The sequence below is a fragment of the Flagellimonas myxillae genome (assembly GCF_023502235.1).
In the GTDB taxonomy this organism is placed as follows: domain Bacteria; phylum Bacteroidota; class Bacteroidia; order Flavobacteriales; family Flavobacteriaceae; genus Flagellimonas; species Flagellimonas myxillae.
The window spans coordinates 656,576-681,363 of the sequence record NZ_JAMFLY010000001.1; the positions used below are offsets into that span (position 1 = coordinate 656,576).

The 24,788-nt window shown below is 43.1% G+C and carries 15 protein-coding genes; 10 read left to right on the forward strand and 5 right to left on the reverse strand.

Going from position 1 to position 24,788, the window contains the following annotated elements:
• Positions 1–146: 146 nt before the first annotated feature.
• Positions 147–1,943 (forward strand): carboxypeptidase-like regulatory domain-containing protein, encoded by a 1,797-nt coding sequence (locus tag M3P07_RS03060; RefSeq protein ID WP_249968424.1) that lies wholly within the window; start codon positions 147–149, stop codon positions 1,941–1,943.
• 11 nt (positions 1,944–1,954) lie between these two features.
• Here M3P07_RS03060 and M3P07_RS03065 read toward each other — a convergent pair whose 3' ends face one another.
• Positions 1,955–3,697, reverse strand: a complete 1,743-nt coding sequence (locus M3P07_RS03065) for a tetratricopeptide repeat protein (protein WP_249968425.1) — start codon at positions 3,695–3,697, stop codon at positions 1,955–1,957.
• Positions 3,698–4,246: 549 nt separating this feature from the next.
• Here M3P07_RS03065 and M3P07_RS03070 point away from each other — a divergent pair.
• The 8 genes from M3P07_RS03070 (at position 4,247) to M3P07_RS03105 (ending at position 20,093) form a co-directional block, all read left to right on the forward strand.
• Positions 4,247–5,047: an endonuclease/exonuclease/phosphatase family protein gene (locus M3P07_RS03070; RefSeq protein WP_249968426.1), complete on the forward strand. Its 801-nt coding sequence runs from the start codon at positions 4,247–4,249 to the stop codon at positions 5,045–5,047.
• A gap of 6 nt (positions 5,048–5,053) precedes the next feature.
• Positions 5,054–6,508: a sulfatase gene (locus M3P07_RS03075; RefSeq protein ID WP_249968427.1), complete on the forward strand. Its 1,455-nt coding sequence runs from the start codon at positions 5,054–5,056 to the stop codon at positions 6,506–6,508.
• A gap of 118 nt (positions 6,509–6,626) precedes the next feature.
• On the forward strand, positions 6,627–7,283 hold the full coding sequence (locus M3P07_RS03080; protein WP_249968428.1) for an RNA polymerase sigma factor: 657 nt from the start codon (positions 6,627–6,629) through the stop codon (positions 7,281–7,283).
• 196 nt (positions 7,284–7,479) lie between these two features.
• Positions 7,480–8,505: a FecR family protein gene (locus M3P07_RS03085; RefSeq protein ID WP_249968429.1), complete on the forward strand. Its 1,026-nt coding sequence runs from the start codon at positions 7,480–7,482 to the stop codon at positions 8,503–8,505.
• Positions 8,506–8,636: 131 nt separating this feature from the next.
• Complete coding sequence (locus tag M3P07_RS03090) at positions 8,637–11,993, forward strand: SusC/RagA family TonB-linked outer membrane protein (RefSeq protein ID WP_249968430.1); 3,357 nt, start codon at positions 8,637–8,639, stop codon at positions 11,991–11,993.
• Positions 11,994–12,002: 9 nt separating this feature from the next.
• A complete protein-coding gene (locus M3P07_RS03095) occupies positions 12,003–13,586 on the forward strand; it encodes a SusD/RagB family nutrient-binding outer membrane lipoprotein (RefSeq protein WP_249968431.1) in 1,584 nt (527 codons plus the stop codon).
• An 83-nt stretch (positions 13,587–13,669) separates the two neighbouring features.
• Complete coding sequence (locus tag M3P07_RS03100; RefSeq protein WP_249968432.1) at positions 13,670–16,981, forward strand: VCBS repeat-containing protein; 3,312 nt, start codon at positions 13,670–13,672, stop codon at positions 16,979–16,981.
• A gap of 10 nt (positions 16,982–16,991) precedes the next feature.
• Positions 16,992–20,093 carry a DUF5107 domain-containing protein gene (locus M3P07_RS03105; RefSeq protein WP_249968433.1) on the forward strand — a complete coding sequence of 1,034 codons (3,102 nt, stop codon included), beginning with the start codon at positions 16,992–16,994 and terminating at the stop codon, positions 20,091–20,093.
• A 45-nt stretch (positions 20,094–20,138) separates the two neighbouring features.
• On the opposite strand, the gene M3P07_RS03110 is transcribed toward M3P07_RS03105, so the two are convergent.
• Genes M3P07_RS03110 through M3P07_RS03120 form a run of 3 tightly spaced genes read right to left on the reverse strand, consistent with a single transcriptional unit; the run spans position 20,139 to position 22,796 of the window.
• Positions 20,139–20,753 carry a LacI family DNA-binding transcriptional regulator gene (locus M3P07_RS03110; protein WP_249968434.1) on the reverse strand — a complete coding sequence of 205 codons (615 nt, stop codon included), beginning with the start codon at positions 20,751–20,753 and terminating at the stop codon, positions 20,139–20,141.
• Positions 20,754–20,804: 51 nt separating this feature from the next.
• Positions 20,805–21,692: a sugar phosphate nucleotidyltransferase gene (locus tag M3P07_RS03115; RefSeq protein WP_249968435.1), complete on the reverse strand. Its 888-nt coding sequence runs from the start codon at positions 21,690–21,692 to the stop codon at positions 20,805–20,807.
• Positions 21,693–22,796 (reverse strand): GHMP family kinase ATP-binding protein, encoded by a 1,104-nt coding sequence (locus M3P07_RS03120; protein ID WP_249968436.1) that lies wholly within the window; start codon positions 22,794–22,796, stop codon positions 21,693–21,695.
• A gap of 168 nt (positions 22,797–22,964) precedes the next feature.
• Here M3P07_RS03120 and M3P07_RS03125 point away from each other — a divergent pair, with 168 nt between their 5' ends.
• Positions 22,965–23,996 carry a LacI family DNA-binding transcriptional regulator gene (locus tag M3P07_RS03125; RefSeq protein ID WP_249968437.1) on the forward strand — a complete coding sequence of 344 codons (1,032 nt, stop codon included), beginning with the start codon at positions 22,965–22,967 and terminating at the stop codon, positions 23,994–23,996.
• 13 nt (positions 23,997–24,009) lie between these two features.
• Here the strand turns inward: M3P07_RS03125 and M3P07_RS03130 are convergent, their stop codons facing one another.
• Positions 24,010–24,675, reverse strand: a complete 666-nt coding sequence (locus M3P07_RS03130) for a sugar-binding protein (RefSeq protein WP_249968438.1) — start codon at positions 24,673–24,675, stop codon at positions 24,010–24,012.
• Between the last annotated feature and the right edge of the window lie 113 nt (positions 24,676–24,788).

The window sequence follows — 24,788 nt, forward strand, 5'->3', positions numbered from 1 at the left end:
CAATTTGGTTGCCTGTAAGGCAAAACTTTCACTTTGCTCCAAATAAAACGTTGGAGTTTTTATCGCATCAACCAAAATGTGGCTTATCTTAGAGGTGCTAACTTTTTGATTATAAGACAGGAATGATCAAGATTTAGGCGTATACGATGAGAAAAATTGTCCTTTTATTGGCCTTTGTGGCCTGCTCGTCGGGCTGGGCGCAGTCCAAAATCGAAGGTTTTATCTACGATAAGACCAACGATGAACCCTTGCCATTTTGTTCCATCCGAATCTATGGCTCCCAGGAAGATTATACCATCACCAATGAAGATGGCAAGTTTGGCGTGGATATAGGATTCGGAAAAGATTCGCTGGAAGTTAGACATATTGGGTTTTTGCCCAAAAAAGAAGCCTTTTCCTATTTCGAGAACAACGATAAACTCTATTTGGATACCGATGTCTCCTCTTTGGATGAGGTGGTGCTCACGGCAGGGGAGGACAAGGAATATCCCTATAGATTATTGTTTAGTGCGGTGGAAAAATATCGCGAAAAAAATAAGGAGACCAACAGCAAGGCGTTTCTGAAACTGACCTCCTCGGCAAGAAATATTCCCATAGAACAACTGGAAGGTTTTTATAGTAGCAAACAAAGTTTGTCTGGCGGTATTTTGGACCTTCAGGTTAAAAGTGGACGGTTTGGGCAGAACAAAAAATTTGCCTTTTATAGTTTGGACAACACCAAAGTACTCAGCGATTTTAGGTTGTTCGGGACCTCGGGCCAAATACTGCCCCAATATCCGGGCAATATGAGCTATGATGCCATTGTGCGTAGGTATAATGTTCGAATTGATGAATGTTCCACTTGCAATGATCAGGAAGTCTCTTTGTCTTTCTTTCCCAAGAAGCCGAACGGACGATTTTTTTACGGCAAAATGCTGTTGGACTTTCAGCAATTATTAGTCAAAAAAATTGAGCTTGGAGTAAAGGACCCAAGCACAAATACCTTGACCTCCATTAATGAAAATGTGGAACTGACCCCACGGGAGATCATGTTGGATATTGCTTTTGACCCTATGGATTTTGAAAAAATACAATACCTAAACCTCGATTTCCGAATGGATTTCAAAATGGAAAATGTGTCGGAACTGATCAAGTCCCGAACGTTTATGTATTTCTATGATTACGACTCCACTTTTGAAACCCCTTATTTCACCAAGGAGGTTACTTTTAACAACGACTACGACAAGATCATTGCCCTACAGGCATCCAACGAGTTTTGGGAATCGAATTACCAATTTCCGAAAAGTTTTAAGGACGAACGGTCTTTGGATTTCATGAAAAAACATGGATTCCTGATCAATTACAACAACGATATTCCGTTGGAAGATCTCGTATATGCAAAACCGTCCGTGCTATCGTGGCGTAAAAATTACCGCTTGCAATGGGAACATCTGGAGTTGTACCGAAACGATGAAGGAAACGAAAAGATCATGACCACCTCAAAAACCGGTAGGAGGGATGTGACCAGGGGCAAAGCCTATGATTCTCCGCTGGAGGCCCATACGAAAAGTACCCGGGTAGCACCTTCAAAAGAGATGAACGTTAGTTATATGGTGGACAGTTATAGGGATGGGGACGGAGCTACAAAGAGTGTTAGTCGAACCTTAATGGATATCAGCGGCCCCCAGTTTGCTGAGGATGGGACCAGACACAAATTGGCCCATATCAACATGGTATTTGATATCTATGAGGTCTATAGGCGTTTGGCCGCTACCCGGATTACACCCGAAATGACCTTTGATGAGATCAAAGCGGTCTATGATGAGATTTTCCAAGGAGCCGCCATTGAAGTTAAAAACATGGAAAGGGAGACCGGCAGGGGCTTGGATCATCAGGAAATGCTGAAATGGAACAGCAGGATAAAATCCAGACTGGGTGTCGATAATTTTACCCTGAACCATTGATAGTTTAGGTTTTACTCTCCAATGGTTCTTTTTTGTGTATCGAGCGCCAGAAGATGATTGCCCCGATAGTTCGGGGTTAATTTAAATAGCCGAATCTTGGTTTTTTGTGAGGGAAGCCCGTAATCGAAATACACCATAATTCGCAGGTAGGTGGGATCTCCCTCAAAATGGCGCAGATTCAGTTGCCATTCTCCTTTGGGTTCTTCTTCGACAAAGAATTGTGACGTATTGAATTTGACCACACCATCGTTCTTCTGGGATTCCGAAGCTTCCCAAATTTGCAAAAGCGATTCTGGACTTACGATTTGCATTCCCAATTGGGTATTGGGATTGCTCCATGAGGCCACAATGCGGGTGGGTGTGATTTTATTGCCTGTAGTATTTCCCAGATTTTCCACATCCAAGGGCACGTTTAAAGGTCTTTTGGTATTTTCCGATTCTATGAGCATAAAGGTATTGGCCCGTGGACTTTCTGAAGCCTTAAGTTGATTCCTTATTTTTTCATAATTCGTGTAGAGTTCCGCGGCCTTTTCCCGATTTCCCAAAGCAGCAAAGGCATTGGCCACGTCTCCGTAGGATTGTGGTGTCAGGGAATCCTGTTTTAAGACCTTTTGAAATACCTCCAAGGCTTGATCATGCCTGCTTAAAGATTCGTATCTATACGCCAGAGACCTTAGCGCAGGAACATTGTTCGGGAACTTCTGGAGCACCTCGGCAAGGAGCATATCAGCATTTTTATCATCGTTCCAACGTCCCCTAAAATAGTAGGCAAGATCTAGAAAGAAATGGGGCTCATCCGTAAAATGTTCCTTGGATTCATTTAGAAGCTCCCGTGCTTTTGGTAAAGACGTAGCACTCCCAAAAGCCTCCATATAATACGGGGTATTGGGCACATAGCTTTTTTTCTCGGTGAAGAGATTAGAGAGGCTATCTTGCATCGTGGAATTATCATAATTTCTGACAATTCCCCTGCCATCCATCTGGTTTTGCCCTTTGGTATTGATAATGATTACCCCACCAATTCCCCTAGGGCCATATCTAGATATGGCAGAATTCCGTTGGAGTACCGCAACACGATCTATATTATGGGAAATGAGATAGGTGGGTGCTGTTTCCAGAATAATCCCATCCACGTCAAAAAGGGCTCTCGGAGCTGTGTTCTGCGTTCCAGAGGAATCTTGGGAATAGGACATTCTATTCATATATACTTCCACCTGAGGAGTTACCGGTGGCCTAACCACCCGCATTCCGGGAACGTGGTTTTTCAGGGATGTTAAAAAGTCGGGTCCGATGGTTAGTAGTCTCTCACCGTCAATAATTTGCATGGACCCAGACGAACGATCTTTGTCCAATATCCCAAATGATGTTTTTATGAGTCTTGGATTTTCATCATAATCCGCCAGTAAATCCTGTTGTCTTTTCCGCTTTCTTTTTTTAACGGTGACTCCACTTAACCGTGTGGTCTGAGGAGAAAGAACCACATTTAAAGATGATGGGTTTTCTGGAACGGTGAGCTCCAGGGTGCCATACCCGATAGCGGAGAACACCAAAACCTCACCGCTTATGGCCTGTAGCTCAAATTGACCCATGGCGTCCGTTTGCGTACCTTGGGTGCTGCCTTTTACCAAAATGTTTACATCCCGAATAGGGGTTTCCCATACATCAGTTACTTTTCCCGAAACAGCGTTTTCAGCTGTTTGTGCACAAACGGGGAGGGCAAACAATACCAATAAATAAACCAGGCCTTTTTTCATAATTGATTTGAATAACATTCCAACTACTTGGAACAAAATAGTGTTGGGGAGCAATTGGAATACAAGTTAAGAAAATACTTTTTCCATTTCTCCGAACCATGCTCGATTTAACAGCGCTGGTTTCGAACTTGTTACAAAATGTTACGGATTATTCAGAACGAAGGGTTTGTCCAAGTTAGGAGGGGCGCAACGATCGAGGCTTTAGGAATTGTCCTACTAAAAAGCCGGTTTTTTGGAAATCAAACAATTTAACATTCGGGTGTTATTTTTCTCGAAAACCCCATGCTTTCTGCGTTCCTGACCGATGACGTATGGTGGACATGATTCCTTTAACATTTAAAATGTGTTAACGTACACATTTTTTACTATATTGCATACGTAACCCGGTTTTCTGGCACAACCTTTTTGAACTAAATAACCAACCAACCAAGATAGGAACCCTGTGCCAGAATGTCCGGGATTTGTAATGCCTGTTCCTAAGTTTACATCTACCTAGATTTTACACTACACTGGGAACTACTGAAAACAGTGGGCACAATCCTAACAAATATGAAAAAACCACTACATCGAACCTTAATTGCCTTGTTGCTAATGTTAATTGCGGTGCCTGTGTCCGCACAATCCGAGGCTAAAGATTCAAAAATTGTGAAGGTGCTCTCATTCAATGTGCTTGGGGGAAGAACGACCAAGGGTGATTTGAATTTTGAGGTGGTGGCCAAGGTAATTCGAGATATCGACCCTGATTTGGTGGCCATTCAGGAAGTGGATTTTAAGGTTAATCGATCTAGAAAAGTAGATCTGGTTACTGAGTTGGGATATAGGACCAATATGGTGCCCATCTTTGCCCGCGCGATGTACTACGATGGTGGGGAGTATGGGGAAGGAATCCTTTCCCGATATTCGTTCGTAAGCACTAGGAATGTCCCACTACCGTATATGGAAGGGGAGGAGCCCCGTTCGGCTTTGGAAGTGGTCGTTGAGCTTCCATCCAAAGATACCATCGCCTTTGTGGGTACCCATTTTGCCCATGAAAGGGCAGCTGGTAGGCAGCTTCAGGCCAAAATGGTTAACCAGGTTTTCACAGAAAACAAATATCCGACCCTATTGGCAGGCGACCTCAACGCAAGACCGGGAAGCGATACCATAAATATTTTGGAGGAGTTCTGGACCTCCACCTACGATCCAAAGAATCCCGAACCAACCTATCCTTCAAGTGGACCCCGTTCCAAGATTGACTATATAATGTATCATCCCAATAACAAATGGAGGGTGCTTAATAAGGAAGTGATCGTGGACACGTACGCTTCCGACCACTGCGCCTATTTGGTAACCCTTGAGCTTATAGATTAATGAACTATGGTCTGGAAATCCATTAAAATTGCGGTTTTTTCCTTGGTGTTGCTTGCGGGATGTAAATCCAAGCAACAGGAGGAGGTATCCAAGACCAATGTTATTTTTATTTTGGTGGATGATCTGGGATGGATGGATTTGGGATGCTACGGAAGCTCGTTTTACGAAACCCCCAACTTGGATAGATTGGCCGGCCAAAGTGCACGGTTCACCAATGCGTATGCCGCTAGTCCCGTTTGTTCTCCAACCCGGGCCGCTATTTTAACAGGAAAGCATCCGACACGGGTAGGGATTACGGATTGGATACCCGGAAACGACCCTAAAAATAGGCCACTCCTTGGGCCCGAGGATATGCACCAGTTGCCTTTGGAGGAAACAACCTTGGCCGAAACACTGAAGGAAGATGGGTATATGACCTTTTTTGCAGGAAAATGGCATTTGGGTAACGATGGGTTTTTCCCAGAAAATCATGGATTTGATATCAATATGGGTGGGCACCATAGAGGTTCGCCCCCTGGTGGATATTATTCGCCCTATAAAAATCCCAATCTTTCGGATGGGCCAGAGGGGGAATACCTGACCGATAGGTTAGTGGATGAATCCTTGCAGTTTATTCAAGCAAACCAGCAAAACCCTTTTCTCCTTTATCTTTCTTTCTACACCGTGCATACCCCGATTCAGGCAAGTAAAAAACATATAGAGAAGTTTGAGGCAAAACGCGCAAGTTTGCAGGATAGTCTACCGAGAACGATAACAGAAGGTTTGGGCTACACGGTCCAAAACCAAAGCAATGCCGATTATGCATCCATGGTGTACGCCATGGACGAGAATGTGGGACGGATTCTTGAGGCACTGGAAGAACTGTCCCTAATGGACAACACTTTGATTGTGTTTACATCGGATAATGGTGGGCTTTCCACCTTACAAAATCCAACCTGGAATGCACCAACCAGCGTGCTTCCGTTGAGAGGGGGGAAAGGATGGGCCTATGAAGGGGGGATTCGCGTTCCCTTGCTCATCAAAAAACCCGGAAATAACCAAAGTCTGGTTGTGGATGCTCCTGTTACCAGTATGGACCTTTATCCAACCATTCTGGACATTTTAGGGATGGAAGCGAGGCCTGAGCAACATGTAGACGGGGCAAACCTTAATCCCTTATGGGATGGCTCCAAAGAGCAGCCCCATGGTACTCTTTTTTGGGATTTTCCACATTACCATGGCAGTGGATGGACTCCTGGATGTGCAATTCGAAAAGGGGATTGGAAATTGATCCAATTTTACGAAGAGGACAGATTGGAACTATATAACTTAAAAGATGACATTGGGGAGTTGAACGATCTGGCTGAAAAATTTCCAGAAAAACTTCAGGAAATGTCTGTTGAATTAGAGCGAATAAAAGATGAAATTGGAGCAAAAACTCCAATGGAGAATATAAATTTTGAAACAAAACAAGGAATTTGAGAGATAATTGAGTACCTTGTTTACTGTAAACAGGTCGTCAACGTTAAGTTTTTGTCGATAATATGTGTTTCTAGGAACTTAGCGAACTGCCTGAACTGCAACACCTAACTACATAACCATGCCATCACCAAAAGTCTTGTCAACCGCACAAGTACGTGGGCTAGAGGATAATTCCGAAAGGAACTCTGGTACCTACGATTTTGATGCTGCAAAGGAATGGAAATTGTTTTGTGATGGCAGTGAGGCGGCCTTTGTTAAAATCTACAACCACTATTTTCAAATGCTCTATAACCTGGGAAGACAATTTTCTGGGGACAATGAGTTGTTGAAGGATACCTTGCAGGAAACCTTCATAAAAATTAGGGAGAAGCGGAGCAAATTACACAAAGTTGTTTCGGCCAAAGCTTTCCTTATCAAATGTTATCGGAACAATATTATTACCGAACAAAAGAAGCGCAAGAAGGACATGACCCTAAATTTTGCTCTGGCACCCTTTGCGTTTCATTTAACTCCCTCGCATGAGAGCGTCTTGATCAACAGGCGATTCGAGGACGATCAGATCAAATTGATCCAGGAATCCCTCAATAAACTGACCCGTAGGCAAAGGGAGGCCATCTACTATTTGTATTATAATGGGCTTACCTATGCGCAGATCAAAGATGTTATGGGTTTTGCCAGCATTCGGGCCGCCAGGAACCTTATTTATCGATCCCTCACCGAGTTGAAAAAACAGGTTGAAATATTGGGGGCGTATGAAAAGGTTGCCGATAAGTAGAGATCAAGCCCCAAATTCCAATTAATTCTTAATTTTTTTTAAAAGAAATGTCACTTGCTAGTTGCCTCAAAATCAGCTAGAAACAAACGGTGCGATATAAATAATCAATGTAATTCTTAAATTTTTGTAAAAAAGGCAATTTTTTTTGATGTCATTTAACAATTTCTTAAGTCTATATAATATAGGAGAACACTGAATGGATTATCACGATTACGAGCTGGAAGATTTTTTAGCCGACCCGGAATTCAGGGATTGGGTAATAAAACCAAATAGATCTTCACATTTTTTCTGGAAAAATTGGCTTACTGCCAACCCTTCGAAGAAGGAGATGGTCTTGGCGGCCAAAGAGATTCTCTTATCCTTGAGCTATTATCCCGATGCTGAAATTGATTCAAAGGCAAGGGAGGAGCTTTTAACTTCCATATTGGGCAAGAATAGGTTCACTTCCAATAACAAAAACAATTTAATGTCCTATATGCTGCCGTTGGCAGCCTGTGGGCTTTTACTGTTTGGATTGGTAGTGGGCATGCGGACATTTGCCACCACGGCTTTGGCTTCAACCTCACAATCCATTACCTATATAGTTAAAGAGAATTTAAGGGGAAAAAAATCCAGGATTACCCTACCGGATGGATCCACGGTTTTCTTAAATAACAACAGTAAGATCAAATATGCCTCCAGGTTTGTCAAGGACCGTCAAATCTTTTTGGAAGGGGAAGCCTATTTTGAAGTAGAAAAGGATGCTTCCAAACCTTTTTTGGTAAAGTCCAATGGATTGGTAACAAAAGCATTGGGTACAGCCTTCAATATTAAGGCGCACAAAGGAGAGCAGGTTGAGGTAGGATTGGTTGAAGGGAAAATTTCCGTAGGCGCGGTATTTGAGGACCAGAATGTGGGAATCATCGATAAGCCGGGAGGAAAGGCAACTTATGTTTCGGAAGAAGGAGAATTGAGCCTGTCCGCCTATGCGGATATGGATTTTTATAAATGGACCGAACGTACCTTGGTCTTTAAGGCTGCTGGTTTTAACGAAATAGAGGAAACTCTTGAAAACTGGTACGATGTGGACATTACCGTACACAATTTAAATAGACGTGTTTCCTACACTGGGGAATTTCCGAGTGAAAGTCTTGAGAATGTGCTGAAGCGCATATCCTATGTAGAGAAGTTCACCTATCGTATAGATAAAGAGGATGAAAGGGCAATAGCCATATATTTTTGATTTAGAGCAATAACCAACGAGATAAACATTCAATATTAACAACTAAAAACTAAAACTTATTCAAACTAAAAAGCAAAGATGACTATTCAACAAAAAACTTATTCATTAACAACTAAACTAAATTCAGAAGTATGAAGTCAAAGCAACTTAAGACAATTTACATGCTCCTTAAGGTTTTCATTGTACAGCTTGTTTTTTGCTGTTTCGCAATGGCTAATGAGGGGTACACCCAGAGTATCAAGGACATCTACTTGGAGTGGGATTCCGCTAAGCAAGTTGAGGTGCTTGAGATCTTTGAGGAAATCGAGAACCAAACGGCTTTTAAATTCAACTATGATGAGAAAGATGTAAACAGACAAACGGAATTACGTATTTCACGCGGTTCTCATTCTGTATATGTTCTTTTGGAAAAAATAGGTAAAGTCGCCCCTTTAAACTTTAAAAGGATGAACAACACTATTGCAGTAACTCCAAGGCCTGAAAAAGAAGTGCCAGAGATTACTGAGAAAGTTGTTCAGCAGACGGTTACAGGGAACGTGACCGACGATGCGGGTACTCCACTACCTGGGGTGAACGTATTGGAAAAGGGAACTTCCAATGGTACTTCCACCGATTTTGACGGAAATTATAGCATTTCCGTGTCTAATGGTGCTGTACTGGTATTCTCTTCCTTAGGTTTTACTGCTCAAGAAGTAGCCGTAGGTGGACAATCAACTATTAATGTTACGCTTGGTGAAGATGCCCAACAATTAGGAGAAGTGGTTGTAACCGCTTTGGGTATCAAGAGGGAGGAAAAAACCCTTACTTACGCCCAGCAAACGGTTAGTGCCGATGAGATCACTAAAACAAGGGATGTTAACTTCCTTAATAGTATCAATGGTAAAACTGCTGGTGTTGAGATCAAGAAAAGTAGCTCGGGTGCAGGTGGTTCTACCAAAATTGTACTTAGAGGTAACAAATCCTTGACTGGGGACAGTACTCCATTGTTCGTAATCGATGGTATTCCATTGGCGAACAACAGAGGTGGTCAGCCTGGTATGTGGGGTGGAACGGATTCCGGTGACGGTATTTCGGCCCTGAACCCGGATGATATTGCCAGTATCAGTATACTGAGAGGTGCGAACGCGGCACTTCTTTATGGTAGTGCTGGTGCCAACGGGGTGGTACTTATTACCACTAAAGAAGGTGAAGCTGGTAAAACCACTGTTTCTTTGAATTCTGGTGTTACTTTTGAAAGTATCATTGAAACTCCAGACCTACAATTTAAGTATGGAGCCATCGGAGAAGCAAAAGAAAGCTGGGATACTACTCCAGGTAACTATGCTAGCGGATATGTGGATGATTTCTTTTCTACAGGTGCCAACTGGATCAACTCTATTTCTGTAAGTGGAGGTAATGACAGGACTACAGCTTATTTCTCGTATTCCAATACAACCGCCACAGGAATTACGCCAGAGAATACATATTCCAGAAATAACGTATCCTTCAAGCAGTCTACCAAGTTATTGGATGATAAGTTGACCGTAAGTTCTAACATTATCCTATCGATAGAGAATTCTGAGAACAGATTACCGTCAGGATATTATTTGAACCCGTTGACCGGTCTTTATTTCTTCCCTCGTAACAGGGATTTTGCCGATACACAGGCTAATTTTGAAATTTTTGACCCGGCTCGTAACTTAATGGCTCAGAACTGGTTTGTAAATGACCACCACCAATCCAATCCATATTGGATCATTCACAGACAGCCTAGGGAGCAGAACAATAGAAGGGTTATTGCCAACTTAACTTTGAACTACCAGCTCATGGACCAACTTAACCTTCAGGTTAGGGGTAACTATGATTACGCAAACGTAACTAGGGAGCAAAGACACGCGGCGACATCCAACCCAACAAACGTTAATATCAACGGTACTTGGGATTACCACAAGTACGAAGATCGTTTGATCTATACCGATGCGATTTTGACGTATGATAATGATTTGTCGGAAGACTTTAGTCTTACTGCCTTGGTAGGGGGTAGCTACACGGAGACCGATTACGGTGATGGTGTAAGGGTAACCCCAAGTAGTGGTAATGGATTGATTTATCCAAACGAGTTCAACTTCCAGAACTTGGCATTGACCCAAACTCCTGTTCGCTCGGTTACCAACGGGGTGATCAAGAAGCAAGGTCTATTTGCAAACGCCACTTTGGGATATAAGGAAATGCTTTTCTTAGATCTTGGTGGTAGAAATGACTGGGCCTCTACTTTGGCACTAACAGGAAATGATTCCTACTTCTATCCATCTGTGGGTATTACTGCCATTGTGAGCGAAATGTTTGAAATGCCGGAAGCCATTAGTTTTGCAAAATTCAGAGTTTCGCAAACGCAAGTGGCCAATGAGGTGCCTTTTAACAGGATCAACCCTCAAAACAGCATTTCTGACCCAGTGGGAAGTTTGACGAGAAATACGACAAAACCATTTACGGATGCAGAGCCTGAAATCATCACTAGTACAGAGATTGGTGCTGACTGGCGTTTCTTCGGAAATAGATTGGGAATCGATTTCACTTATTATCACATAAAGAGTGAAGATCAGTTTATTACAGTTCCTTTGGATGCCTCTGATCCAGAATCAGAAGGTAGATATACCCAGAAATTCATCAACGCTGGTGAGATTGTGAACAGAGGGGTGGAGATTTCCCTTAACGGTACTCCAGTTAGAAATGATGGTTTCGAGTGGAATACAGCATTTAACATCACTAGAAATAGAAGTGAGATTGTAGATATAGGACCGGACGATGAAAGAATCATTAACCTTGGATCTTCCGAAGGTTATAGTTCCAGATTGGTTGAAGGTGGACGTTTCAATGACTTGTATGTATTGAAATTCCGTAGGGATGATCAAGGAAGAATCCTTTTTGATGACAATGGTAACCCATTAAGAACGCCTGAGCGTGAATTGATTGGTAACCTTGATCCAGATTTCACCTTAGGTTGGAATAACACCGTCTCTTTTGGAAGATGGAGTGCAAGTGCCTTGATCAATGGTGTGTTTGGTGGGAAGGTATTTAGCCAGACCGAATCCATGTTGGATGGTGCAGGGGTTTCCCAAAGAACAGCCGATGCACGTGACGCAGGAAGCGTTGCCGTGAACGGGGTTGTAGAGTCCTCTGGTGCAGCTGTAACCAGCGTAGACCCAGAGCAGTGGTTCCGTTTTATCGGAGATCGTAACGGTGTTGGTGAGGCATATGTTTACGATAGAACCAATATCCGTTTGGCACAATTGTCTTTGGGATATGACATTGATCTAGCTAAGCTTAATATGCCATTTATTAAAGCAGCTTCCATATCCTTTATCGGAAACAACCTATTCTTTTTCAAAAAAGATGCACCCTTTGATCCTGAACTGGCTATGAGTACCAACAGAAATTCAGTAGGTCTAGATAACTTTAATCTACCATCTACAAGGAATTACGGACTGAATCTTAAAGTAACTTTTTAAAAAATGAATATGAAAAAGTATATTTATTATGTATTAGCTATGGTATTTGTACTAGGTGCATGTACCAGCGACTTTGAAGAGACCAATACCAATCCTTATGAGATTTCAGATGAATCATTAAAGCAGGATTTTAATAATATTGGTGCTTTCTTCCCCGGATTGTTGTCAAACCTTTACGGTATTCAGATTGACCACAATTTGACCAATGATTCCTATGCCCGGCACTTGGCTACGCCAACGCCGTTCGTGGGAGGTGTGAACAACACCACGTACTACTTGCGTTGGAACAGGTATTGGAATGTCCAGTACAACAACGTAATGGCCCCTGCCAACCAGGTAATCGACATTGCCTCCCAAGAAGAGGGAAATGAAGTGTTTATTGAATTGGCCAATTTGATCAAGATTCTTTCCATGCACCGATTAACGGTGTACCAAGGACCCATTATTTACACAGAATTTGGTCTTGGAAAATCTGGGGAGTACGATAGCGAACAAGTACTGTACAATGCTTTCTTCTCCGATTTGGATCGAATCATTACTGAGTTGAAAGCCAATTCCGATTTTGAAGGATTTAAAGCTTTTGATGCTTCCTATGGTGGAGATATTGCCATGTGGGCCAAGATGGCCAACTCATTGAGGCTTCGTCTTGCCATCAGGATTTCCAAAGTAGATCCTGCCAAAGCGCAAACTGAAGGGGAAAAGGCCCTAGCGGATTCCGCTGGACTTATTCTTACCAATGCTGAAAACTTCAACATTTCCAACTACGGTAGAAAGTACCACCCAGCAGTAATCTGCTTCGAGTGGAACGACACCCGTATGAGTGCTTCGATGGAATCCATCCTAGGTGGATATGGTGACCCAAGGGTTAGTGCCTTTTTTGATGAGGCAACAGATCCTGCGGTTGTGGCCGACCACCCTGACTTTCCGTACAAGGGAATCCGTAATGGTGCGAACTTGGTGGCAAAGGATGATCGTTTGAGCTACTCTACCATCGACCTTTCGTTTAACGATCCAGCAGTGGTTACTGAGCGTAAGATGTTGAGTGCAGATGAGGTGTATTTCCTAATGGCCGAAGCTGCCCTACGTGGCTGGGCTGGAGCAGGAGACGCAGGTGCCAACTACGAGATGGGAGTTAGAACTTCCTTCGAATTGTGGGGCGCAGGTGGTGTTGACGATTACTTGGCCGACGATACTAGTATTCCATGGGATTATGATGATCCAAAAGCGACAGGAGATGTCAATGACTTTGTTAACCGAATCACCAACACGGTGGCTTGGGACGAGGCAGCGGACAACGAGATCAAATTGGAGAAAATCATTACTCAAAAATGGATTGCTGCGTATACTGATTCCATGGAACCATGGGTAGACCATCGTAGAACGGACTATCCAAAACTTCCATTCAATTACCAAAATGATAGTAATTCCGATTGGGGGGTTATCGCTGCCGATGACTTCTTGAGAAGAATGACCTTCATAAACAGCGAACGGGAAAATAATCCTACAGGTGTCGCTGATGCAACTGCGAAGTTAGGTGGCCCCGATGAAATAGGAACACGACTCTGGTGGGATACCGGAGGACCGAATTTCTAAAGGGGCAAAAAAAAAACCTGTGGCTAACCCCACAGGTTTTTTAATTTTCTATCTTTTCAAAATTCAATCCAAACCTAATATTTATGCGTTCCCACCACAAAGCGTTGTTGCTACTGTTTTGTATCGTTGCTTCATGCAATAAAATAGATTCCAGCAAATTATTTTCAAAAATGCCCTCCAGTCATACGGGCATAAAATTCAAAAACCTTGTCACGGAAACCGATGAGTTCAATATCCTTACCTACGGTAATATTTACAATGGGGGAGGAGTGGCCGTCGGGGACATCAACAACGATGGTCTCCAGGATATATACTTCACAGGTAGTATGGTCGGTAGTCGTCTGTATGTGAACAAGGGGAACTTTAAATTTGAGGAAATTGCCCAAAAGGCAGGCGTTTTTGCAGAAGGGCTTTGGAATACGGGAACGTCCATGGCCGATGTAAATGGTGATGGGCTCTTGGATATCTATGTTTGCCGATCAGCGGCCAAAGCCAAAGAAAAAAGAAGAAATCTGCTCTTCATCAATAACGGCGACCTTACCTTTACTGAAAAGGGCGCGGCTTACGGCTTGGATGACTTTGGGTATTCAACCCAAGGGAATTTTTTTGATTATGATAAGGACGGGGATTTGGACGTTTTTGTGCTCAATCATTCTGTTCAACCTTATTCAAGCCTAAAAAATGCCTCCAAGAACTTAAGGAAGAAACAGTATCCCGACTATGCAGATCGTTTGTACCGAAATGATAATGGCAAATTTGTCGATGTTAGTGCTGAAGCTGGAATAATGTCTAGCGTGCTGGGATTCGGACTTAGTGTTTCGGTAAGTGACGTAAACGACGATAATTGGCCGGACATTTACATTTCCAACGATTTTCATGAACATGATTTTTTATACCTGAACAATGGGGATGGCACCTTTACCGAGAGTTTAAAGGAATTTATTGGCCATACCTCCCACTTTTCCATGGGCTCGGACATTTCGGACATCAATAATGATGGAATGCCGGACATTGTTACCCTGGATATGCTCCCAGAAGGGAATTTTAGACAAAAAATGGTCTCGGGACCCGATAACTACGATAAGCACCAATTTCTTGTAGACTCCGATTTCCATCATCAATATATGCGGAACATGCTGCATTTGAACAAAGGAAATTCCTTTGCTGAGATTGGACAATTGGCGGGTATTCACGCCACAGATTGGAGTTGGGCACCCCTTTTTGCAGATTTTGACAATGACGGCTTCAAAGATCTGTTTGTAACCAACGGGGTAAAACGGGACTATACCAATATGGACTTCATGAACTTCGCCGTTCAAAAACGGTTGGAGGAAATGGATTCCGGGGTTGAAACTGTGATTAAGGACTTGCTGGAAAATATTCCCTCTACCATTGAAGAGAATTACGCTTACCGAAATAAAGGAGATTTGACCTTTGGTAAGACCACCAACGATTGGGGTTTGGGTGGAAAATCCCTGTCCAATGGGGCAGCATACGCCGATTTGGACAACGATGGGGACTATGATCTCATAGTGAACAATACCGATCAGGAAGCCTTTATTTATCGCAATAACAGCGACCTTAGGAAAGAGAACAATTATTTAAAAATACAATTAAAGGGTAAGGATGGGAATACCTTGGCCGTAGGAGCCAAAGTGATTTTAAAATCGGATACCCTGTTACTTCATCAGGAGCTGTACCCAGCAAGGGGATTTCAGTCCTCTGTGGATCCCTCTCTCATATTTGGTTTGGGGAGCCACCAAACTGTCGAGGAGCTCAAGATTATTTGGCCCGATGGCATGGTCAGCACACAAAATAATGTAGCGGTAAACCAAACACTGCAATTCAAACAAGAGGAGGCTACGGTGGCCCAAACCTCTGAAGAAACAACAGAAAGCCAATATTTTTCTGACGTCACAGCCGATAGTTTGCTTGTTTTTTACCATGTGGAAAATAGGTTTGTGGACTTTAAAAGAGAGTCGTTAATCCCACACCAACTCTCTACCCAAGGACCAAAAGTGGCCAAGGCCGATGTTAACAACGACGGATTAGAAGATATTTATATCGGGGGTGCCAAAGGTGCTCCGGGTATACTATTGTTGCAAAGAAGGTCCGGTGATTTTGTCGAAACGAACACAAGTTCATTGGGAAGTGATACAGCATCGGAAGATACAGGAGCCCTATTTTTTGATGCTGATAATGACAACGATATGGACCTTTATGTTGTGAGTGGAAGTCACGAGTTTGAGGAGGACGCTCCCGAGCTGCAGGATAGACTGTACATTAACAATAATGGAAACTTTAGGAAAAAGGAATCTGCCTTACCCACCATGCTTGCCAACGGATCTTGCGTACGGGCCTATGATTTTGACCAAGATGGTGACCAGGACCTTTTCGTAGGTGGGAGATCTGTTCCTGGAAAATACCCAACGGCTTCAAGAAGTTATATCCTTGAAAACGATGGTAAAGGCAATTTTAGTGATAGTACCCAAAGTGTCAACCAAGATTTAGGAGAAATTGGAATGGTTTCCGATGCCTTGTGGACGGATTTTAACGGGGATTCCGTTAAGGATTTGATTTTAGTAGGGGAATTTATGGCCGTTCGTTTTTTTAGGAACGATAATGGAAAATTAATTGAAGAGACCAATGCCGTTCCTGCCAAGAACTCCAAAGGATGGTGGAACAAAATTGTGGAAGGGGATTTTGACAATGATGGTGATTTGGATTATGTGATTGGAAATTTTGGTTGGAACTCCCAATTAAAGGCTTCAACCACCGAACCCGTGCAATTGTATGCCAAGGATTTTGACGATAATGGAGCAATCGACCCTATTCTTTGTTCCTACCTTATGGGAGAGAGCTACCCTGTATTTTCCAAAGACGATTTAGTGGAACAATTGAATGGACTCAAACCCAAATATGTCAACTATTCCGATTATGCAACCCAAAAAATAACCGACATTTTTACTCCAGAAGAGCTGGAGGGAGCCTATGTGCTGGAAGCCAATAATTTTGCTACGAGTTACGTGGAAAATTTGGGAAATGGACAGTTTACCCTTAGTCCACTGACCACCCAAGCGCAATTTTCACCAATCTATGCAGTGCTGGCAGAAGATATAGACCATGATGGAAATTTGGATCTTGTTCTGGCTGGAAACTTTTATGGAACGCGAGTTAAATATGGCCGCTATGATGCCAACAAAGGACTTTTGCTCCTCGGAAATGGTCAAGGAGGATTTCAAGCAGTTGGGGATATGGAAAGCGGACTGGATGTAGATGGCGAGGTTCGGGATTTGGTCTTAATCAACAAGGATTCCGAAAACCCACTCCTGTTATTTGCAAGAAACAACAGCTCCGTTCAATTATACAGCACAAAAACCGAAACCACCGATTAAATCAAAAGCTTTGAAAAGAATAACCTCCCTTTTATGGATCATTTCTCTGAGCGCTGTGGCGCAAAATGCCACCATTAGCGAAGAGATCAGACAATTGGATACCTACGGGTTTAGCGCACCAAACCCGGTACCGATTTTAACCGAGAACCCCAAAATATTCCCCTATTTTAAGTTTGAGGAATATGCCCATGCACCCCAGAAACAGGGTTGGAAAGTAGTAAAACTGGAAAACCAGTACATTGAAGTTTATGTGTTGCCCGAAGTTGGCGGCAAAGTTTGGGGAGCGATTGAGAAAAGTACAGGGAATGAGTTTTTGTACCGGAACGAGGTGGTTAAATTCAGAAATATAGCAATGCGGGGGCCTTGGACCTCGGGGGGAATTGAATTTAACTTTGGGATAATTGGACATCACCCGGGAACTGCAACCCCAGTGGATTACAAGATGAAAACCAATGATGATGGCAGTGTAAGCTGTATTGTGGGCAATTTGGACCTGCCTTCACGGACGTATTGGCAAGTAGAAATTAGATTGGAGGGCGATAAGGCCTATTTCGAGACGAACGCCTCTTGGTACAACGGAACACCCCTAAACCAGTCCTATTACAATTGGATGACCGGGGCGGCACCCGCCACCAACGATTTGGAGTTTTTTATTCCAGGAAATGGATATTTGGAACACAACGGGACTTGGCAAAAATGGCCTATCGACGATCAAGGAAGAAATTTGGCCCTATATCGCAACAACGATTTTGGTCCCGCAAAATCCTACCATATTGTTGGGGATTACAAGAACTATTTTGGAGGCTATTACCACGACAGCAAGATCGGGTTTGGACACCTGTCTCCCTACGAGGAGATGCCAGGCCAAAAGTTATGGCTCTGGGCACTTTCCCGCGCAGGGGGTATTTGGGAAGATCTTTTGACCGATACTGATGGGCAATATATTGAGTTCCAAGCGGGCCGACTGTTCAATCAATATTTTCCGGGTGCTGAAAATCCAGTGACCCAAGCAAACTTTGACCCCTATGTTATGGATTCCTGGCAGGAACTTTGGTTTCCGATCAAGGAGATTGGTGGGATGGAAGCTGCATCCGAATATGGGGTCTTGAACATGGAACGCAATGGCGACAGTGCCACAATGGGAATCAATGCACTTCAAGCATTTAACCAACCTCTGCAAATTTTCATAAACGGGGAGGAAGCCTCTTTGGAAAACCTGGAAATGGCGCCGATGGAGGTTTTTGAGAAAACATTTGAATGCAAGGATACCGATACACTGGAAATATATCTGGGCGCTGATAAATTGGAGTATACATCGGTAAGCAAAACCCTGCTCAAGAGAGATTTTGTATACAATCCTGAAATTAAGCCTTCCGCTATAGAACAGTTATATCATGAAGCCTCGGAAGCCATGAAATTCAGGGAATATGCATTGGCCGATGAAAAATTAGCTGATTTGTTCGCTTTGGATGCGACACATCCAAATGCATTATTGCTGGCAGGCGAAGGCGAATATCGGAAAACGAGATATGACAAAGCCCTGGATTTTGCCAATACTGCGCTTCAGTTGGACACCTACAATCCACAGGCCAATTATCTAGCCGGTATTTCGTATTGGGCCCAGAAAGATGCACTGAATGCATTGGAGTATTTGGGTTGGGCGGCCAGATCAATCCAATTTCGTTCCGTTTCATTCGCCCAAATGGCGGAGATACATCTAAACAGAAACGATTTGGGAAAAGCAGCGGAGTATGCAAAGAAAGCTTTGGCGTTCAACGCCTATAACCTTAATGCTAGACAGGTTTTATTAGTGGTCTACCGAAAACAGAACAATACCGAAGCTTTTAACAAGCAGCTCAAAAAAGTATTTAAGATCAGCCCCATAAACCATTTTGCAACTTTCGAGGAAATCCTCTTTCAAAAAGGTGGTATGGCTGCAATCAAAGAGGGGGTTCAGAATGAATTTCCCAACGAAACCCTCTTGGAGTTGGCCTTGGAATACCTGAATTTAGGACAGGATAAAACTGCGGTTGAATTACTTGAACTGAATGGAACGGACAGTAAATCCAAGTTGTTTTTGGCGTATGCTTTGAAAAATTCAGAGAAAAGCAATGCCTTGCTTCTCGAATTGGCAAACGAATCCCCGGACTTTGTTTTTCCATACAGACGGGAGACCATACCTGTGTTGGAATGGGCTGTGATGACCAATAGCGATTGGAAATTCAAGTATTTCTTGGCCCAAAACTTTTTGGCCGTGGGTCAAAAGGAGAAAGCCATTGCCCTGCTAAGGGATTGTGGCAATGCCCCGGACAATGATTCGTTTTACATTTTTAGGGCCAAGGTGCTTGCAGATGATACCTATCAGAACAATCTAGCAGATTTTACCACCGCGTTGAATTTGGACAAGAACCATTGGAAAAACTGGGACGATTTTGTGCTGTTCCACTTGGAGAACAAAGAGAACGCCAAGGCTTTGGAATTGGCTAAAAAAGGATATCGTAAGTTCCCAGACAACTATAATATAGGTCTTAGCTATGCGAAAGCATTGGTAACTAATAGTAATTATTCCCAAGCCATCAAGGTTTTGCGCAATTTGAATATTTTACCTTTTGAACATGCTTCGGAAAGTAAAAGGGTCTTTGATCGCGCCCATTTCAATCTGGCAAAACAAAACTTGGACAAGGGGCAATTTGCAAAGGCTATTCCCCTGTTGGAAGCAACCAAGGAATGGCCGGAGAATTTGGGGATTGGATCTCCATTTAATCCAGATAACCGACAGTCAGATTATCTTCTGGGACTCTGTTTTGAAAAAACCGGGAATCAGGAAATGGCAAAAACCCATTATGAAAAGACGGCGAACTACACCAAGGAAAACGGCGACAAACTTGGAAAAAACGAATTGTTCAAACTTTTAGCGCTTAAAAAGTTGGGTAGATCTCAGAAGGTGGATCAAATGGTTTCCAAGCTTAGAAGTAAGTCAAAGGAGAGTAAAACGGTTGCGCTTTTGTTGGCCCTTTATGATCAGGACGCGGAAAAAATAAAATCCTTGAACGATTCCCTAAAATGGGAAAATGGACAATTGGAATTGCTCAAGTATGCCACAGGGCAATAAACCTACCGGCTTGATTCCTTGGGAAGGAGAGGTTAGGATACCTTTTTAGATATTCGAGTATTGCAAGGGTACATTGATTTTCCAGTCAATGACCTTCATTAAATTCTTGCATATCTTTCTTCCTAACTTCCGTTGTTCCTTTTCATTTTCGGCACTAAGGCAAGTTCCAATGCATTTTACCAAGTGCAGTCCTTTTTTGGAGTGGTGTTCCAGTAGTTTTTCCGTTGCCACATCGGCTTTTGGACAAAGGAAGACAAGTCCATCAAAGCCCTTTTTACACTCCAGTTTTTTAAGGGTTTGGGGCAAGGTGTCATGCTCAAATTGGTGTACCAGAATTTGGAATCCCTTTGCCTGTGACTCTTCCAAAATGCCCTCCACAATCGCATGATAAGTAAGTAAGCCGTGTTTGGGCAGGCAAATCAGAATTGTGTCTGATTTCTGTTTTCGAAGTGCACAAGCAGCCTTGTTGGGTGTATAGTTATGGGTATTGGCCAGTTTTCTTAGTTTCTCCTTGGTCAGTTCGCTTATCTCGCTACTGTCGTTCAAGGCTTTGGAAACTGTGGAGATGGAAAACCCGGAAATTTTGGCCAAATCCCTTAAGTTGGCGTTGAGAGGGGTGATTGTTGGATCGGTCGTTTTATTGTTGATGATACTTTGCATGCTTTCAATTTATAAGCTTGTTGATTTTTTGTGTTTCCAAACCCCTACACCTTAAGCTGAATCCCAATCCAACTGCTGATAGTTTGTTTTTAAAAATTCCTTTACGGCGACGATATCTTCTTTTGCGGTAAGATCTGGCACATGCTCAGAAAATGGGATTCCTATAGCTGTGAGCGGATGGTCTTTGAGCATGTTTAGGAAGGCAGTTGGGAGTTCCTTTTCGTTCCTTTCCTCATTAACTGGACAATTTTTGAGATAGGGATAAAGCATTTCGCCTTGAAATTTGAAGGCGTTCATGCTTACTCTAAGTTTGCCAGAGGCGTCCCTAAATTGTTCCACCATATCTTCGGAGGGCTTTTCAACGATTTCCAAAAGATGTCCATCACCATCAAGTTTGGCCAATGCAAATCTTGAGATGCGTTCCATCGGAAAGAGCATGGCGTCCCTATCGTAGCCAATAAAGGCATTGGGGCTCTCTGTGGTTCTTAGGGCAGCCAAAGCTTCAACAGAGTATAGGTTATCGCTGTTGCAAACAGAGTATGGGACACTGTTCAATTCTGGGAATTGCTCCACAGCCTGAAACAGCGCATCCGCCGTACCAAAAGGCTTTACCCTTCCCTCGGGGATAAATTGGATGGCGAAGGAAATCTTTAATCCATTCCATGGATTGTCTTTGTCCTTGCTGCCGTAATATTCGCGAAACAGATTTCCTTGTTCGCCAATCACAATATAGATGTTCTCGTAGCCAGCGCGCTTGGCGTTGTAGAGCACGTAATCCATCATAGGTCGACCTTCCTGACCCACGGAAATAAGTCCCTTGCTTCGTTCGTTGGCTTGTTTAATGTCTTCATTACTGAGCCCTGCTTCGGGTTTCGCAGTTTTTTTCATCCTCGAGGATGCTCCCCCGGCCAATATTACCAAGTTTGGGTGTCCGTTCATTTATATCAGTGTTTTTAGTTTGGGTTCTAAAATTTGTGCTCCTTTATCTACTTGTACCGCATATGCATCTTTGGCACCTGCCTTTATAAGTGCTTGGATTACCTTGTCCTGTTCCCCGTCCCTGGCCAATACCACAATGCTTCCTCCTCTTCCGGATCCCACAATTTTGGCACCAAGCGCCCCTGCGCCCAGTGCGCCGTCCACCATGGCATCGATGCGTGGAACCGTGATGTTCAGGTAGTTTTTAAGAACATTATGGTGTTGGTTCATAAGGTTCCCAATTTCAACAGGATCCAATTCATTCCTTTTAAATTCCTTAAGTGCTTTTTGGGTTACATCATGGTTGAGTACCGCCGCATCCAGAAATATTTTGAGCTCATCGGATACGTAGTTCCGATACTTGGGCAGATCGGCTTTGGTAACTTCACTTATTTCAAAATTGGGAAGTTTTTCCTTTACCTTGTTTATGGCCAAAAGTGCCTTTTCCTTTAGTTCGCCAAGTACTCCGGTCGTATCCTTCGGAATACCAGATTCGGCCACAATTAGGCCGGTTAGCGGTTTGTGGAATACCTCAAAATTTAGATTTTCACCTGTTTCCAAATAGATGATGCCTCCTAGACCAATGCTGTACTGGTCCATTTTGCCACCAGGTGCACCGTGAAAGGTTACTTCGGCCTCGTAGGCTACCTGGGAAACAAATTCTTTAGTGACCGGGACGTTACATCCGTAGGCGGTAACCAAAAATAGCGTCCATGTAATCAATAGGGCACTGGAACTAGATGTACCGGAATTGATGGCCACATTTCCCGAGATGGTAAGGTCGTAGCCCCCTTCCGGAAAACAATCAAAACGTTCAAGAATCTGTAGGGCTGCCATAAGGTGATCACCTTTTTTGACTTTGGACGGCATGGCATTTAGGTCAATCACCCTTTGTCCGTCAATATCTGGCATATTGATCACCAATTTTTCAGTTGTGTTTTTTGTTGCGGACAATTGAATGTGACGGTCAAATGCACAGGCAATAACTGGAAGACCTAGATAATCTTGATGGTCTCCGAACAGACATGTTCTTCCAGGCGCTATTGCGACAATTTTTTCCTTCATTTTTTGGTAGGTCAGATGTAGGTTGATGAAAGCTCAATTTTGGGACAAAAATAAGGTCTATCAACCAAATATGAGAGCAAGATATAAAAAAATGTGTACGTTAACACAAAATTTGTGTTAAGGTACACAAACCACGACTTCCAATTTTGGATATATTTGTGTAAACGCATGAAAAAAAACACCACAATTAAGGACATAGCTAAGTTGGCAGGTGTGTCCATTGGCACTGTAGACCGGGTTTTGCACAATAGGGGCAGAGTTTCAAAAAAGGCATTGGAAAAGGTGAACCAAGCCCTAAAGGAACTTGAATACACGCCTAATCCGATAGCTAGATCGTTGAGAAACAATGTGGTCTATACGGTCCAAATACTTATCCCGGACCCAAAGAAAGACCCGTATTGGTTGCCATGTATGCAAGGGGTAACGGAACTTATAGAGGAATTTGCTGCGTTTCACCTCAATTTTGCGGTCCACACCTTTGATCCTTCCAAACCGCAGTCTTTTTCCAATATGGGGAATAAATTGTTGGAACTAGGTCCGGATGCCATCATGTTTGTTCCTTTGTTCGGGAAAGAAAGTACCCAACTGCAAAAGCAACTTTTTAAACGCGATATTGTATCTATTACCTTCAATAGTCCTATTAAAGACCATTTTCACCATCACGTGGGCCAAGATTTGTTCTTGAGTGGACGGGTAGGGGCCAAACTGGTGTCGGGTCTTGTAAAGGCACCCTCGCAACTAGCCATAATCCATGTGGAAGAAGCTTATAACAATGCGGCCCATATGCAAGAAAAGGAAAATGGGTTCCGGTCTTATTTTCAGGAGGAGGAAACTGGCTACGATATCAAAACTTTGACCTTGAAGACCAAGGAAATTAGGGAACAATTTGACAAAGTCGTACAAACACACCCCGAAATAGAGGCGTATTTTGTGACCACCTCAAAAACCTATGAGGTAGCCAATGCGTTGACCCAATTGGGAATTCGGAAAGCCGTGATTGGATATGACCTTATACCAAACAATGTCAGCTGTCTTCAAAAAAATCAGATTCAGTTCTTGATACATCAGGCCCCAAAAAAGCAGGCTTATCTCGGTTTGCGTAGTCTTGTGGAAAAACTACTGTTCAACAAAGAATTGGCGAAGGTCGAACTTTTGCCTATCGACATCATAAATTCGGAAAACGTAAAAAGTTACCTGTAGCTTGATTACAGGATTACCCCATCAATTCCAGAGTGCCGAAGGTAGCGGGAACATGGAAATCTGGCGTTTTTCGCTTAGGATCTATCCAGGTAAGCCAATTTAGGGTGGATTGACCACAATTTTCATCGGGCAAGGCTTCACAGTGTCCCAGATAAATTCCCGCCAAGATTCGGTTTTGATGAATCAGGCCCAGCTGTTCCAAGGATTCCTTACTGATTCTTACATCGACTTGATAATCCTCAGGTCTAATTTGTGCAGTTGCAAAAAGATGTCCTTTCGGCCAACTCCAGTTGTAATCAAAATCCCTGTGGAAGGATGCCGTATAGTCCAAGATTCTCTCCGAAGGGTCAATTTCCAAACAATAGTAGGTTTGCAATTTTGGATCCTGGGCTAGGAAGATTTCCACTCTTTCAGATTGCACCACGTCCATTTTTCCACCTTGACCCTCAAAAATGAGCACCTTGGGATTGGTTACCTGATATCTCAGAAAGAGATACTCGTAGTTGTGAAGAGCCCTAAATGAGATTTTGGGGCAATCCGCATCCCCCCAAGGTTGGGAAAAATGTTGAAGAACTTGTGCCCGTTCCCACAATTGGCTACTTGGGAATTTTATTAATTCTTCGGCTGGGTCTATTCTTTGAATAGCATATACATCTGCTCCGACGTCTAAAATTTTCATGCTGCAAAGGTTATGAAATTATAACAAATAGGTGATGCCTGACCGAAGGTTGTACGAGGCAGCTGCAATCGTAGGAAAGTGTTATAATTCTTGGATTTTGTTAAGAGTTTGGA